A 14,019-nucleotide genomic window follows, 5' to 3' on the forward strand; every position below is an offset into this window, starting at 1 on the left:
TGGTATTTTGGCTTCCATGAGAATAAAAAAAGCCCGCCTCTGCGGACTCTCATCTAACCATCTAGAATGTCTAAAATTTTTAACTCATCAATGCGAGTACGTGACTTAGGCTTTCTTGAATTTGCGACGAGTAGCAAAAACACCACCCACAACTACTAAACCTAAAAGTGCAGAAGGTTCGGGCACTTTTTCTCCAGGTTCATTGCTAGCAACTTTAATAGTTTTACTGTAGTAACCAGTGTGAGAGGTTTTATCTTTGGCATCCGCCGCGATCGTATTTGTTTCGACAGCATTAAAACTGTAAACCCAGTTAACTTCTCCATCAACAGTAACTTTGGCAATTTCGCTGATTTGAATTGGACCGGGAATAAAGCCCCCATCGAGAAACGCTTTCACACTATACATAATCGGATCGCTTTGCCAAGTATGAAAGTGTTCTGGTTTGGTTAAACGTTCGGTTAAATCATAATGTCCGATTAAACCAATTTCAATTTCCCCGGTTTCTTCGTTGAGTGTTAAGTTAGAAATATTCGGATCTCCAGAGCGAGGACGACCTAATGTCGTTAGAGAGGTTAGTGCTTGTTGGTATTGGTTGGCGGTAACTACATTAGTGAGATTATAAGCACCGAGGAAGTCGTCAAGCCATTGCTGACCAAAAATTGCCCAATCAGCGCCAGTAACAGTCTCGACAGTAACTTGATGAGAACCTAAGTTTGCGGAAAAGCCAACATTTTCGAGAACATCTTCACCGAAAGCCCAAAGTTCGACGTTGGTATATAAGCTATCATCGGTTAAAGCTTGAATTGCTTGTGCTTCGTCTCTTTGAGAGATATCAGAATTGTCCGGACCGTTGTAAGTTTGGAAATTGTCAGTATTAAATTCGATATTAGTAGCTTTAAGAGTTCCCGCCCAAGCTGAGTTTGTGGCGATCGCGCTAACGCTTACTACTACTGAAGCACCTAATAAGATTTTTTTGATTGGATTTTTCATTTTACTATCACCTTGATTTTTGAGCTATTGATGTGATTAAGATGCACTTCTATATTTCTCTATTTCTTGTTTCTTTGCTTAGTATACAAATTCTCGTTTCCCAATAGGTAAAGCTAGCGTAAATTTTGTTTTTGCTAGCTTCCCTAATTTAACTATTTTGCTTAATTTTTTAATAATTCAACTGAGTATTTTTACGACTGTAAAAACACTGAGATTCTTTTGACTGCTGTTTTTAATACTTCTGGATCTCGAACTAAAGCAAAGCGCACGTACCCTTCACCATTTTTCCCAAATCCAGCTCCAGGTGAGGCAGCAACGCCAGTATTTTCTACTAATTTCGTGCAAAATTCTGAGGAATTATTTTGCCATTTCTCCGGTAATTTTGCCCAAACATACATAGTTGCAGGTGGTAAAGAAACCTGCCAACCAATATCGTGTAAAGCGGCAACAAAAACATCTCGTCGCTGACGGAAAGTAGCAACTGTCGTCGTGACAGTTTCTCGATCTTCATTTAAAGCTGCGATCGCACCATTTAAAATCCCTCGATATTGATTAAAATCGATCGCCGCTTTCACTTGACGCAGGGCGAGAATTAGCTCTGAATTTCCGATCGCGTAACCAATGCGAAAACCGCCCAAATTATAAGATTTCGAGAAAGTAAAAAATTCAATCGAGACTTCTTTATCAGGGTCAGCTTGTAAAATAGACGGAGCCAGAGATTGATAACTGGTTCCCGCTTCAGGAAAGACCAGATCGGCATAAGGAAAATCGTGACATAAAATTAGCTCATGCTGGCGACAAAAAGCCACAGCCTCCCGAAAAAAAGACAAAGGCGCGATCGCGGCAGTGGGATTGTGAGGATAACTCAACACCAGCAGTTTTGCTTGCTTCAGCACTTGCGTAGGAATATCCTCAAACCGAGGCAAAAACTGATTTTCGCTCAACAGAGGCAAAGTATAAACTTGACCACTAGCCAAATGTACCCCACCAGCATGAGAAGGATAACCCGGATCGAGCAACAAAGCAAAATCCCCAGGATTCAACACCGCCAAAGGTAAATGTGCAGTTCCTTCCTGAGAACCAATCAACTGTAACACCTCAGTTTCCGGATCGACAGGAATACCGTATCTGTTGGTATACCAACCAGCCACCGCTTCGCGAAAACTGCGAGTACCATGAAAAAGTAAATATCCATGAGTATCGATCTCAGACAACGACTTTTCGATTGCCGATCTCGCCACCTGAGACGCTGGTAAATCAGACGAACCCAAAGAAAGGTCAATTATTTCCACCCCCAACATTTTCGCGCAATTCTTTGCCCGATCCATATCAGCAAACACATTTGTTTGCAAGGCTTCTATCCGTTTAGCAAACCGCATTTTTATCCTTGGTGATTCGTCATTAATCCAGAGTCAAACTACTGAATGTATTCTTTTAGCATATCGTTGAGAGCTTGTCTGCCGATCGCTCCTTCGTGAGAGATTACCATCTCATCACCTTTAAACAATCTCAAAGCCGGAACACCTTCCACCTGACACTTAGCCACAGAATTAGGGTTAGGGTCAACTTCAAGTTTAACCACCTTCAGGCGATCGCTGTACTGATTAGCTACCCAATCCACTGAAGGAGAAACCAACTTACAAGGACCGCACCAATTAGCCCAAAAGTAAACCAGGACTGGCTTTGATTCTTGAAAAACTTCCGTCTCAAACTCAGAATCGGTAATTTTAATAACGCTACTCACAACTATATTTCACTCTAAAATTAATTACGATCGCAATCCTCTGGTGAAAGATTGCTATATTTGACTTTACTTTTAGGGCGCAGAGAACGTCAATCAACGCTAGAGACAAATTCAGCAGGCGGAGATTGCCTGCTGCGTAGACCAAGCTTGTTGGCTAAATTTCTCGCGATCGACCTTTTTAGATATAATTCATCTCACGCCGATTGCTCGAAAATTGAGGCGTGAGATCGATTATGCTTTTGGTGAATCGTGACCCACCGCTACTGATTCAGTTGGCGACGTAACTCTTCTAGTTCCGCATCGACCTCTGTTTTCGGCGCTGAAGAGGAAGAAGAGGAACTATCTTGTCCCGCAGGTAATGCTTCTTGGTTAGGAGAAGAACCGCTCAGCATTTGAGCTTTCATTGCTGCCAGCTCATCATCTACATTACTACCTTCAAGTTGAGCAAACTGATCTTCTAGACTATTACCGCCAATTTCACCTGCTGCTTCCGAAACAGCTTCGAGTTGCATGACTTTTTCTTCCATGCGCTCAAAGGCTGACATCGCGCTGCCCGTACTCATATTACCAATTGTACTTTGTAACTGCTGATTAGCCTTAGCTGCATTTGCCCGCGCTTTGAGCATATCCTTTTTCGTTTTCGCTTCAGAAATTTTACTTTCTAAAGCGATTAAATTGCGCTTGAGCGTATCTACCTGACCATTTTGTTGATCTAGCTGTTGTTTGAGCATTGTCGCTGTTTCCGAGCTAGTTTTCTTGCGCTGGAGAGCTTCCCGCGCCAAATTTTCATCTCCCTTAGTAAGAGCAAGTTGAGCGCGTTGTTGCCAGGTATTAGCTTCCGATAAATTTTTGTTGTATTGTTGCTCAGTACGTTTTTGAGAAGCGATCGCTCTGGCGACTGCTTGACGCATTTGCACCAGATCGGATTGCATATCAATAATTGCTTGTTCCAGAACTTTCTCTGGATCTTCAGCCTTGCTCACCATATCGTTAAGATTGGCGCGAACCACTCGGCTAAGGCGATCGAATAATCCCATGACGCTATCTATCCTATGGAGTCTACAGAATAAGTTAACTTTTTTTGTTTAAGAGGCATCAGCCCGCTTATTTAATAATAGCGGCTATGCTCTGAACAGCTTTCAGTGTCTCTAGTTTGGCATATTCTTTTTCCCAAACGCTTTCACTTTCGCTAAACACCGAGATTTACCTGGGAAATAAATTTTTCTAGCTATTCATCTCCCGATGAGTTTTCTCTGGTTCCAGAACCCGATGCGGGTAAGTTATAGTTATGCTGATTAGTACCGTTTAACTGATTTGCCTTCATCGCCCTTAACTCAGCTTCCAGTTCATTATTTCCTTCCAGAGCCGAAAATTTCTTTTCTAGATCGTCAGTTCCCAATTGGGCGATCGCCTCAGAAGTTGCTTCTAACTCCAGAACTTTTTCTTCCATACGCTCGAAGCTACTCAAGGAACTACTGGTATTAGTATTGCCCATTAACTCCTGTATTCTCATCGAGCTTTCTGCCGATCGCGCCCTGGCAATATAGAGATCTTTTTTCATTTTCGCTTCAGATATTTTACTCTCCAAAGCACGTAAGTCTTTTTTCAGTTTACTAATCAGCGTATTTTGCTGTTCTAACTGGCTTTGTAAAGCTTTGGCTGTATCTTGATAGCTTTTGCGTTTAACTAATGCTTCTTTCGCCAGAGTTTCATCTCCTTTATCTAAAGCTAGTTGAGCGCGACGATACCAACTTTCAGCTTGAGTATTATTTTGAGCAGCTTGTCGCTCAGTACGTTTTTGAGTAGCGATCGCTTGAGCCACAGCCTGCCGCATTCTCAGCAAATCTTGCTGCATATCTGCTACAGCTTGTTCTAAAACTTTTTCTGGATCTTCTGTACTGCTAATTAGACTGTTGATATTGGCGCGAATTACTCGCCAAATGCGCTCAAGCAACCCCATAACTACTCTCCTCTCTAACTAATTTTCATCATAGTATCCTAGGTAAAAGATTTATCCGGCAACTGAAGCAACAGAAGCCGAAATGCCCTGCTGTTTTAAATTTTGCACGTATCTTTGAGCATCCGCCTGATTCGTAAACGTCGCCATTTGAATTTTGTCACCACTAGCAGTTTTACGCACAAAAGCATCAGGCGCGATCGCTCTTGCCTTGACTAAAGAACTTTCACCACTATAATCAATCAACACCACGTAATTCTGATTATTTTGACTATTACTCGGACTTGGTTGAGCTGTGGGAAATGGATTAGTCGGTGTTGTTGCAGGGGCGGAATTAGCAGGCGGTACTGGTGCTGGCTGTAAAGATGGTGGTAATAGTGCTGTTGCTAAATCTGAGGAACGCTTAATTACTACAGGACCTGGGCTTCCTTGCTGAGATCCTGGAGTTTCTGGTGCTGTGGGTAAGTTTGATGAATCAATATTAGTTTGGGGAGTAGGGCTAGGTTTGACGTTACTCAAGGTACTCAAATTTAACTCGACAAACTCTTCCGTTGCTAAATTTGGACCTGGAGGAATAGTGGTTTTTTCGGGGCTTTCTGGCACGACTGGCTTAATTTCGAGAGATTGGGGTGCAGTGGTTTCACTCTCAGCACTAACTATTCCCGACAATCCTAATTTACTCCAGGCTTCCTCTGGCATTAATGCCCAAGCTAATAAGCTACTAGCCACTAGAAAAACTAACATCGAGCTAACACCCAGGGGTGTAAACAAACTAGCCAAGGGATTAGTTTTTTTCTCCTTTGCTGGTTCTTCTTCTGCAAGGGTGTTGAGAAGTTGCTCTGAAGATGCCAAATAATCTTCTGGTGGATGTTCGTTAATTGTCTCTTCTGGCTCGACTTTTTCCTCTGCTGGCTGTACCTGATGTACCAAACTAGAATCTTCGTTTGCCGAGACAACTTCGCGATCTGAGCTAGGTTGTTCTGATTTTAACCCAGTCTCAGCCGATAATTTTGTTTCTTCAGTTACCTCGCCTTGCGTTTCCGGAGCGATCGCTAATTGCGCGGTAGTTACATCTTCTGGATGTGCATTGATAACTTTACTTCGGTAATGCTCCTGGAAAGCTTGTTTCGCCCTCGAAGGTTGAGGTTGTCGGCGGCGATAACGAGCTAATTCTGCTTCTAACTGTACATCTAAACTACTTAAAGCAGCTTGTAAAACTGGATTTAAGGAAGATTTTTTCGGGAATTCTTCTAAAGCAGTTTGAATCATAAGTTTGACTAACTCCTAACTAATAGCTAAATAATTTCAAAATTACAGCAGAGCTACAAGCCTACCTCTGTTCTGAATTTATTTTTAGATCGAGTTGCCTCAATAAGCAATTTATTTCCGACTCCTGCACCCCCATAGCCATCCTATTTTATTCCTGGATAAATTTTTCACAGGAAATGAAAAAGATTTTAGGTCTTAACACACTCGTCACTTTTCACTCATGTGACTAGACTGGAAAATTAACTTGGGGCGCGATCGATCTAATCACCTCACTTCCCTCTATTCGCCAAAACTACCTACCCAGCTTAAAAAATTTGATTTTCTCATAACTTTAATGAGTGTCTCCTCATCCAACTTTTAAGTTGCTTGAATTTTTTTCCGCAAATAAATATCTTTGCTTTTTACTTCTCGTTTGATGCGATCCCCGTTAACTTTTACTCCAACCTATCTCTGTCTATCTCTAGATAGATTTACGGATTATTTCTTTTTTTAACAGCATTTGTATCTATTTATAACGTAAATATAAAGAAAAACTGAAAAACAATTATTCTTTAAGTGTAGCTAAACCCAGACACAATCATGGATTTAGACAATAATTCCCGATTTTCATTTAGGAGAAAATCTAAAGATAAAGCTTGAATGAAGACAGCCCTTTAAGAAAAATCCTATGAAGACGACAAATTGTTTAACATCGGCTTGTCGATATTGCCGTTACTACGAACTGGAAGGACGACGGGGTGGAATGTGCCAGCAGTTAGGTGTCCCAGTTCAAGCGAATTGGAAGGCTTGTTCTTTAGCTCTACCACCCTTCACCTCAGAATGGAAGGAGCTGGAAGAACTCGTACATCTGGAAAAATCTCTCTCTTTGGAAATTTCCGATAATTCCTCTAAAATTGAAGCTACTGAGGAAGAGCAAGTAGTAAAAGTTTAATAACTCTTTGAAATAAAATTCTCAAAATTAAAAATTTTCTCGCTAGAAGAAAGTCGCACCTTTACACAAAGGTGCGACTTCACACTTGGAAGGAAAAAGCCAAGAATATCTGTGTATATCTGTGTTATAATCCCAAACTAGAGATATTCTTCAGCAAATCTCTAGAAACTTAAGGGAGCCAAGGAAAATCGCGAAAATTAGGTTTACGCTTTTCGAGAAATGCCTGTTTCCCTTCCGACCCCTCTTCAGTCATGTAATAAAGTAAAGTAGCGTTACCTGCCAATTCTTGCAAACCCGCTTGACCATCGCAGTCAGCATTAAAAGCCGCTTTCAGACAGCGAATAGCGATCGGGCTTTTATCAAGAATTTCATTCGCCCATTGTATCCCTTCAGCTTCTAACTGTTCCACAGGCACGACACAATTCACTAACCCCATATCCAGCGCTTGAGTAGCAGTGTACTGACGACAGAGAAACCAAATTTCCCGAGCTTTTTTTTGACCCACAATGCGGGCGAGATAACTAGCGCCAAAACCGCCATCAAAGCTACCAACTTTTGGACCTGTTTGCCCAAAAATAGCGTTATCGGCGGCAATTGTCAGGTCGCAAATCAAGTGTAAAACGTGACCGCCCCCGATCGCATAACCTGCTACCATGGCAATAACCACTTTGGGCATCGAACGAATTAAACGCTGTAAATCGAGAACGTTTAACCTAGGTACACCTTCATCGTCAATATATCCCGCTTTACCCCGCACGCTTTGGTCGCCACCAGAACAAAAGGCATATTTACCGTCAGTATGAGGACCTGCACCTGTCAACAGCACTACACCTATTTGGCTATCTTCGCGAGCATCACAAAAAGCATCGTAAAGTTCAAAAACAGTTTTCGGGCGGAAGGCATTGCGTTTGTGAGGACGATTAATGGTAATTTTGGCAATGCCTGCAAATTTATGATAGAGAATGTCTTCGTAAGTTTTAGCTACTTCCCAGGCTACGTTAGTTGTTTTCTGGTCATCGCTCATTGGTTTTTAGTTATTGTTGTTCAATTTTGCTTCCTTATTAAACAACAAATCTGCCTGGTAAATGCAGTCGCTGAATAACCCCATCCCACAGTCGCCTATTCTTCATTTGTTTCTCGCCAAAAGACAATACTTCGATCGAGTTTTTCGATCTCAGTACCGGGATAGTAGAATGCTAAAATTTTCTCGGCTGTCCAACCGAGTTTTGCTAAATTGTAGGAACCATATTGACTCATACCTACTCCATGTCCAAAACCACCACCAACAAAGGCGTAGCCTTTTAAAACTTGGTTCGCATCATAAATTGGTTCGAGATAAAACAAAGTGCTACGAGGTGGTCCAAAGGCGCTACGGGCTTCAGTTTTCTCTAGTTCAACGATCCCTTTATCTGTTTGGACAGTGAGAGTAAGTATTCTACCCGAAGGCGATCGCTCGGTGACTGCCATGTTTTGGATCGTGGTAAAGTCGGCTAAGGGATGTTTGATCCGCTCTAGATATTTCCGGAAATCTTCATTCAGTTGTTCGATGCTGCTTTGTTTGTTCCAGCGAAAGAGACTCACGCCAGTTTCGTTAAATCCTTCTTTTAAGTTGATAAAACGGCGAAAAGTGGCTTCATCAGCGAGAGACTGTTGGGATAAATCCCAAACTGGTAGTGGTGAATCGATAATTGAACGGAGATAAGGACGATTTTCACCATCCCAAATATCGTTGAAAAAGCTAGTTACACCACCAGCCGTCGAGGAATATAAAGCATCGACTAATTCATTGTTATAAGTTAACACCTGACCCGTAGTCGCCGCGATCGCTTTGTCGGCTGATGCTGCTGTACCTGTTAGTCCCCGATATACTTGACAATGGACAGTCGCACAAAGTTGATAGTCATCGGCGGCAAATCTCCGCAAATTCCGTAAAGCATAGGTACGAGCGAGAATTGTTTGTGCTTCGATCGCATTGTAGGGTGCCCCTGCACCAATTTCGTGAGGTACTACACCCCGCAAATAGGTTTCCAGAGGTACTTGATTGACTAAGGTAAAATCCCGATAAGAATTACGCTGTACCTTGATCGTACCTGGATACAGAATCGGGTTTTCCCCTTCTTCTCCTTCGGCAACTTGAATTAAATTATTACTCGCACTAATTTCTAAATCCAAGCGGCTGTAGCGATAACCACCGACAATAAATGATATTCTTGGAAGTGCTTCGACGACTTCTGTTTCCAAGTAAGGATTAGTGTATCCCTTCTCTCGCAGACTTTCCAATAATAAGCGACGCAGTAAAGGCGTTTTATAGACATCAGGATCTGCCCAAACTTGCCAACGTCCAGGTTGAGTTATTTCTACCTCAATACCCAGTTTTTGCCAATTATTAGCACTATCTTCCGCCGTTTCAAACGTCGCGCGATCGCTCAACACTACTCGTTCAAAGATTACTGGTTCCTCCAGTGGGTAAGGATTAATTTCCAGTGTAATACTATCGGTTTCCAGGGTACGCGGTTGCATATCGCCGCCGAGAAAGCTGAGAGTCAGAACATTTCCTGAAGTACTCGAAATTCTCAGCTTATCAGTCACTTCATCGCCGAAGCGTTGGATGACACCTACTTCTAATTCAAGATCTTCGTTTCCCCCAGTTTGCGCGATCGCTTTCGGCAAAGCCAAATTAGCACTGGAAAAACCTAAAAACAGGATACAGGATAAAGCACTAAATAGATTTGAGGCTCGGAGCTGAAAAATCATGATTTTACAATACTATTTTCAGACTTTAGGTTTGTTATCATCTCACAATTTTAGGAGCGAACGATCGCCATCGATCCTTCGCTCCTAAAAGGATGACATTTTATTTTATCTAACAATTTTCTCGTGTTAGCATCAATCTTAACTTAGAGCGATCGGCTTAACGGCAAAATATCCACATCTTCCACCTCACTAAACTTTTCTGAATCAACTGGAGTCAAATCAAAGTAATTAATGTTAAATAAATTTTCGCCGACCGTACCCGTAACAGCTTCTAGCCTAATTGTATTAATTCCTGCATCTAATTTGAGTGGAACTACCGTACTTACAGTTTCCCACTCTTGCCAACCACCAGTCGGAGTAATCCAAATCTCTTGTCCATTCACAGAAAGCGCATGGTTATCATCTCCTGGCGCTGCAACCCGGACATCAACCCAGAATTCCCCTCCTCTAGGCAAATTTACCGCGTACTCTAACCACTCTCCCTGCTTAATCCAGCCCACATTGTAACCACCATCAACATCGCTAGTCTTTTGAGTATCTACTCCTTCAGCCGGACGATAAAGCGCACCCTCATTCCACGGCGTTAAATCAACATAATCGGTAAAATCCTCAGCTTCCACTTTAATTTCCACTGGAGAATCGGAAAAAGGATTCTTAACTAACTCAAAGTAATTAATCTCAAAGAGGTATCGCTCGTCTGTATCCAGAGGAGCTTCCAAACGAATTGTCTTCGTTCCTTCTTCTAACTTAATTGGAACCACACCAGTTACAGTTTGCCACTCGTACAAATCTCCAGTTCCAGTAAACCAAATCTCTTGTCCATTCACAGAAAGCGCATGGTTATCATCCCCAGTAGCTGCAACTCGGACATTAACCCAATATTTACCTGCTTCAGGTATGACAACTTCGTACTCCAAAGACTCTCCCTGTTGAATCCAACCCACATTGTAGCCACCACCAACGTCAGTCGTATATCGAATATCTACCCCTTCATCTGGACGATAGGGCGCACCTTCATTAAAGTCAGTTGAGTCTGAGTAATTAGTATAATTCTCAGCTTCTATACGCAAAGGAAAAACTGGTGGTTCAGAAGTAGAAGATAAGAAAGGTGCAGGCGATAACTCAAGATAATTCAAATTAAAAAGATCCTCTCCCTCAACCCCAGAAGGAAATTCCAGACGAATAGTGTTCTTTCCCGATTCTAACTTCAGAGGAACTACACTACTAATAGTTTGCCAATCTTCCTTATCTCCGCTTCCCGTCAGCCAAATTTCCTGTTCATTAACTGAAACCACATAGTTATCATCTCCTTGTCCCGCCGCCCTCAACGAAACCCAATAGCCACCTTCGTGTGGTAGAAAAACCTCATATTCTAACCACTCTCCAGTTTGAATTGAACTCACTTCATACTCACCGCTAGTATCGCTAGTGGTTTGAATATCTACGCCACCATTTCTATATTCTCCTCCTTCATTTTCTACAGTCAAGTCAAAATAGTTAGTGTAATTTTCTGCTTCTACCCGAATTGCCGTCTTTCCTAGTTCAGAATTTAACAGCGGACTTGAATCAGTTAGACCTGTTAATAAATCTGTTTCCTCATTTAAATTACTTTCTTGTTCGTCAATTAAAACCTTAGACTCACGAAGATCGTAAGCTATGCCGATATTTTCAGTAATATCTCCTAATGAAGACTCTGGTAGGAATGACTCAATCGTATCTCCTAAGACTGATTGAATTTGGAAAAAAGTGGTACTATCTCCTAAATCAAAACCTACTTCGGCAGGAATTAAATATTCCACTTTTACTCTTTCTCCTTAGCTAATTCAGATGTTCAATATGTACGTGTCCCTGGCTTTCATATACTATGATATAGTTGGCTATTCTCTTAGGAATCTTCCTAGAGATTGATTGTATGTATGTTTGTTTGCAGATCGTATTTTTCTCGATCTTAATTTTACTAGCTAGAAGAAGATAATTTGTGATTAATTATTTTTTTAAAATTTACGTTTTTGTTGCTCAATTTGATTGCGAATTAAAGTTTCAGTCATTGTTGCTAGTTTTTTGAGCATAGGTTCTAATTCTTCAGCACGTTTTTTATAATTCAGTTTCTTTTGAATTGCCGCACGCGCCAAGTCTTCTCGGTTTTCTTTGAGGGCTTTCTTGGCTACATTTTCCCAAGTTTCTATCTCTTTAATCGCTTCCCTATACTGCGGTTGAATGTTATCCCAAGCTACTCTAATATCTGCCAAAGCTTGATTCAGTAATTCATTAGTATTGTCTTTGTTACCTTGATTCAATGCTTGCTCAATTGGTTTTTCTAAATTATCTACATTAATATGACTCAAAACCGGAATAAAATCTTTAACTTGCTTACTGTAATTAACTCCGGTTTTACACCAAGTAGCAAAATGTTCGCAATTATTAAAAACTAAGTTATATTTTCTTTCACCTAGACGATTTTCGGCTCTACGAACAGCCACGTCAGAAACATAAGACACTGGATAACTTCTAATGTAAATTTTTTGACCTTGAGCAAAAGTGGCTAAAGATGTACGTTCAACAGTTTCGCTAGGTTTGCGGTAATGAATTACAGTTCCATCTCCACAGTCGATACCATGATGTTCGTACAATCCCTGAAGATTGAAAAACTCTCTCATTACATAAATTTGATCCCCTCTAGCCATATTTGCTCCTTAATTTATGAGTCCAAAAATTTTTGAATTTCAATTAAATAACTATCAGGATCGCGTCTAAAAAAATGGTAAATTCGATATTTTTCATTTATAGCAGGAGCTTTGTCAATCTCGGCTCCACGGTTTTTAATACCTTTAAAATTTTTCTTCATCAGATAAAGTTTCAATGAGTAAATTCATTTGCTGTTTTCCCCTTGCTAAAAAGCTTTCGCATTGCTGCATTTTTTCTACTGCGACACTAAATTGCTCAAAAACTTGTTCTAGGGGTAAGGAACCAGATTCTATTTGTTCGATAATTGCTTCTAATTCAGAAACTGCTGCTGAATAGTTCCAGTTTTTGGGTTGGGAGGTTCGTTTACTCATTACCTGATTCAATAATTTCTTGAATTTTAACTTTAATAATACCCTGAGCAAGTTGGATAATTAGCTCTCGATCGGGAATTAGCGATGTGGTAGATTTAACTAAATTAGAATTTTCATCTTTAACTAAAGCATACCCTCTAGATAGCACTGAATGTGGATCTAAGGCAGCTAGTTTTTCCCGCAACAGTTCGCAGCGCGAAGTTGCTTGCTCTAACGTTCTAGATTTCGTAGGTAAGTGTTTTAAGCGATTGAGGAGAAACTCTAAATGCTGGGATTCTTGTCCTACACGTTGATATAATGCGGCAAGTAATTGTTTTTTTCTTTGTAGATGTTCAGTATATAATTGAGCGCGTTCAGGGACAGCTTTTTCAGCAGCAGCAGTAGGAGTGTGAGCGCTGAAATCGGCTACTAAATCAGCTAGAGATTCGTCACGCTGATGACCGATCCCAGTAATAATAGGAATTGAACTAGAGGCGATCGCTCTGACTACCCTTTCATCATTAAAGCAGGATAAGTCTTCAACTGAACCACCGCCACGGGCTAAAATTAGCACTTCTGCACGACTGTCCTTTTGCACCCGCTCAATAGCGGTCACAATCGAATTAGGAGCAAGTTCTCCCTGCACGGTAGCAGGCGATAAAAGAATATTTAAACCTGGATAACGTTGTCTTAAAGTGCGTTGAATGTCCCCCCAAGCAGCAGCAGACTCAGAAGTAACCACAGCGATGGTTTGAGGATGAGGTGGTAGCGATCGCTTTCTGGCTGAATCAAATAAACCCTCTGCTTCTAAACGCGATCGTAGTTGTTTGTAACGTAAAGATTGTAGTCCCTCTCCCGCCGCTAAAGCTTGAAAAACATTAAGCTCGTATTTTCCTTGTTTAGGATAGACACGAATCGTCCCCAATACTAACAGCTTTTCACCTTTGACTGGTTGTTTTACCAACTTATGACGCAGATTATTCCAAACCACACATTTGATAGAAGCGCTGCGATCGAAGCGATCGGAATCAGCAAGGCGGAAGAATAAAGCAGCCGGATGTGGTGACACTTCAGAAACTTCACCGATAACCCATATTTGTTGTAGTTGGCGATCGTTCTCTAACACCTCTTGGATATACTCGGTTAATCCAATTACTGTCAGAGCAGTATCGGTAGTAATCTTATCTGGTTGAGAAAAAGTCATGGCAAAACTAAAACCGAAAAACAAAAGCAAACCCTCTGCCTATTTGAATTAGACAAAGGGTTTTCTTTATTTTCAATCAATTAAGGAACCTGGCACCGAGCTATTGTCCCAGTCAGCAACCCGACCAGTATCGTG

At 41.2% G+C, this 14,019-nt stretch carries 13 protein-coding genes; 1 reads left to right on the plus strand and 12 read right to left on the minus strand.

Translation table 11 applies throughout. The features are described from left to right. Positions 1–105: 105 nt before the first annotated feature. The 6 genes from G3T18_RS19200 to G3T18_RS19225 all read right to left on the minus strand — a co-directional run bounded on the left by G3T18_RS19200 (position 106) and on the right by G3T18_RS19225 (position 5,960). The gene (locus G3T18_RS19200; protein WP_224412197.1) at positions 106–990 is read right to left on the minus strand and encodes an NF038130 family PEP-CTERM protein; all 885 of its coding nucleotides are present in this window, start codon (positions 988–990) and stop codon (positions 106–108) included. Between the two features lie 191 nt (positions 991–1,181). Beyond that, positions 1,182–2,369: an LL-diaminopimelate aminotransferase gene (locus G3T18_RS19205; RefSeq protein WP_224412198.1), complete on the minus strand. Its 1,188-nt coding sequence runs from the start codon at positions 2,367–2,369 to the stop codon at positions 1,182–1,184. A gap of 38 nt (positions 2,370–2,407) precedes the next feature. After that, complete coding sequence (locus tag G3T18_RS19210; RefSeq protein WP_224412199.1) at positions 2,408–2,734, minus strand: thioredoxin family protein; 327 nt, start codon at positions 2,732–2,734, stop codon at positions 2,408–2,410. 260 nt (positions 2,735–2,994) lie between these two features. Then, complete coding sequence (locus tag G3T18_RS19215; RefSeq protein WP_224412200.1) at positions 2,995–3,771, minus strand: PspA/IM30 family protein; 777 nt, start codon at positions 3,769–3,771, stop codon at positions 2,995–2,997. 191 nt (positions 3,772–3,962) lie between these two features. Next, positions 3,963–4,694, minus strand: a complete 732-nt coding sequence (locus G3T18_RS19220; RefSeq protein WP_224412201.1) for a PspA/IM30 family protein — start codon at positions 4,692–4,694, stop codon at positions 3,963–3,965. A 51-nt stretch (positions 4,695–4,745) separates the two neighbouring features. Next, on the minus strand, positions 4,746–5,960 hold the full coding sequence (locus G3T18_RS19225; RefSeq protein WP_224412202.1) for an SPOR domain-containing protein: 1,215 nt from the start codon (positions 5,958–5,960) through the stop codon (positions 4,746–4,748). 667 nt (positions 5,961–6,627) lie between these two features. On the opposite strand from G3T18_RS19225, the gene G3T18_RS19230 reads away from it, so the two are divergent. Beyond that, the gene (locus G3T18_RS19230) at positions 6,628–6,891 is read left to right on the plus strand and encodes a hypothetical protein (protein WP_224412203.1); all 264 of its coding nucleotides are present in this window, start codon (positions 6,628–6,630) and stop codon (positions 6,889–6,891) included. 169 nt (positions 6,892–7,060) lie between these two features. On the opposite strand, the gene menB is transcribed toward G3T18_RS19230, so the two are convergent. From menB to xseA, 6 genes are all read right to left on the minus strand, one after another. Further along, a complete protein-coding gene (gene menB, locus G3T18_RS19235; protein WP_224412204.1) occupies positions 7,061–7,915 on the minus strand; it encodes a 1,4-dihydroxy-2-naphthoyl-CoA synthase in 855 nt (284 codons plus the stop codon). Positions 7,916–8,010: 95 nt separating this feature from the next. After that, complete coding sequence (locus G3T18_RS19240) at positions 8,011–9,645, minus strand: SpoIID/LytB domain-containing protein (protein ID WP_224412205.1); 1,635 nt, start codon at positions 9,643–9,645, stop codon at positions 8,011–8,013. Positions 9,646–9,788: 143 nt separating this feature from the next. After that, complete coding sequence (locus G3T18_RS19245) at positions 9,789–11,444, minus strand: carbohydrate-binding protein (RefSeq protein ID WP_224412206.1); 1,656 nt, start codon at positions 11,442–11,444, stop codon at positions 9,789–9,791. Between the two features lie 195 nt (positions 11,445–11,639). Continuing rightward, positions 11,640–12,329 carry a lecithin retinol acyltransferase family protein gene (locus tag G3T18_RS19250; RefSeq protein WP_224412207.1) on the minus strand — a complete coding sequence of 230 codons (690 nt, stop codon included), beginning with the start codon at positions 12,327–12,329 and terminating at the stop codon, positions 11,640–11,642. Between the two features lie 144 nt (positions 12,330–12,473). Then, positions 12,474–12,701 carry an exodeoxyribonuclease VII small subunit gene (gene xseB, locus G3T18_RS19255; protein WP_224412208.1) on the minus strand — a complete coding sequence of 76 codons (228 nt, stop codon included), beginning with the start codon at positions 12,699–12,701 and terminating at the stop codon, positions 12,474–12,476. Beyond that, on the minus strand, positions 12,694–13,908 hold the full coding sequence (xseA, locus tag G3T18_RS19260) for an exodeoxyribonuclease VII large subunit (RefSeq protein ID WP_318014008.1): 1,215 nt from the start codon (positions 13,906–13,908) through the stop codon (positions 12,694–12,696). Before xseA ends, xseB begins: the two co-directional genes overlap by 8 nt. Between the last annotated feature and the right edge of the window lie 111 nt (positions 13,909–14,019).

The sequence above is a fragment of the Oscillatoria salina IIICB1 genome, assembly GCF_020144665.1.
Lineage (GTDB): Bacteria > Cyanobacteriota > Cyanobacteriia > Cyanobacteriales > SIO1D9 > IIICB1.

Coding starts and splice junctions, on each gene's coding strand:
- G3T18_RS19200 (WP_224412197.1), bottom strand. CDS start 990: ATGAAAAATCCAATCAAAAAAATCTTATTAGGTGCTTCAGTAGTAGTA.
- G3T18_RS19205 (WP_224412198.1), bottom strand. CDS start 2,369: ATGCGGTTTGCTAAACGGATAGAAGCCTTGCAAACAAATGTGTTTGCT.
- G3T18_RS19215 (WP_224412200.1), bottom strand. CDS start 3,771: ATGGGATTATTCGATCGCCTTAGCCGAGTGGTTCGCGCCAATCTTAAC.
- G3T18_RS19220 (WP_224412201.1), bottom strand. CDS start 4,694: ATGGGGTTGCTTGAGCGCATTTGGCGAGTAATTCGCGCCAATATCAAC.
- G3T18_RS19225 (WP_224412202.1), bottom strand. CDS start 5,960: ATGATTCAAACTGCTTTAGAAGAATTCCCGAAAAAATCTTCCTTAAAT.
- G3T18_RS19230 (WP_224412203.1), top strand. CDS start 6,628: ATGAAGACGACAAATTGTTTAACATCGGCTTGTCGATATTGCCGTTAC.
- menB (WP_224412204.1), bottom strand. CDS start 7,915: ATGAGCGATGACCAGAAAACAACTAACGTAGCCTGGGAAGTAGCTAAA.
- G3T18_RS19240 (WP_224412205.1), bottom strand. CDS start 9,645: ATGATTTTTCAGCTCCGAGCCTCAAATCTATTTAGTGCTTTATCCTGT.
- G3T18_RS19250 (WP_224412207.1), bottom strand. CDS start 12,329: ATGGCTAGAGGGGATCAAATTTATGTAATGAGAGAGTTTTTCAATCTT.
- xseB (WP_224412208.1), bottom strand. CDS start 12,701: ATGAGTAAACGAACCTCCCAACCCAAAAACTGGAACTATTCAGCAGCA.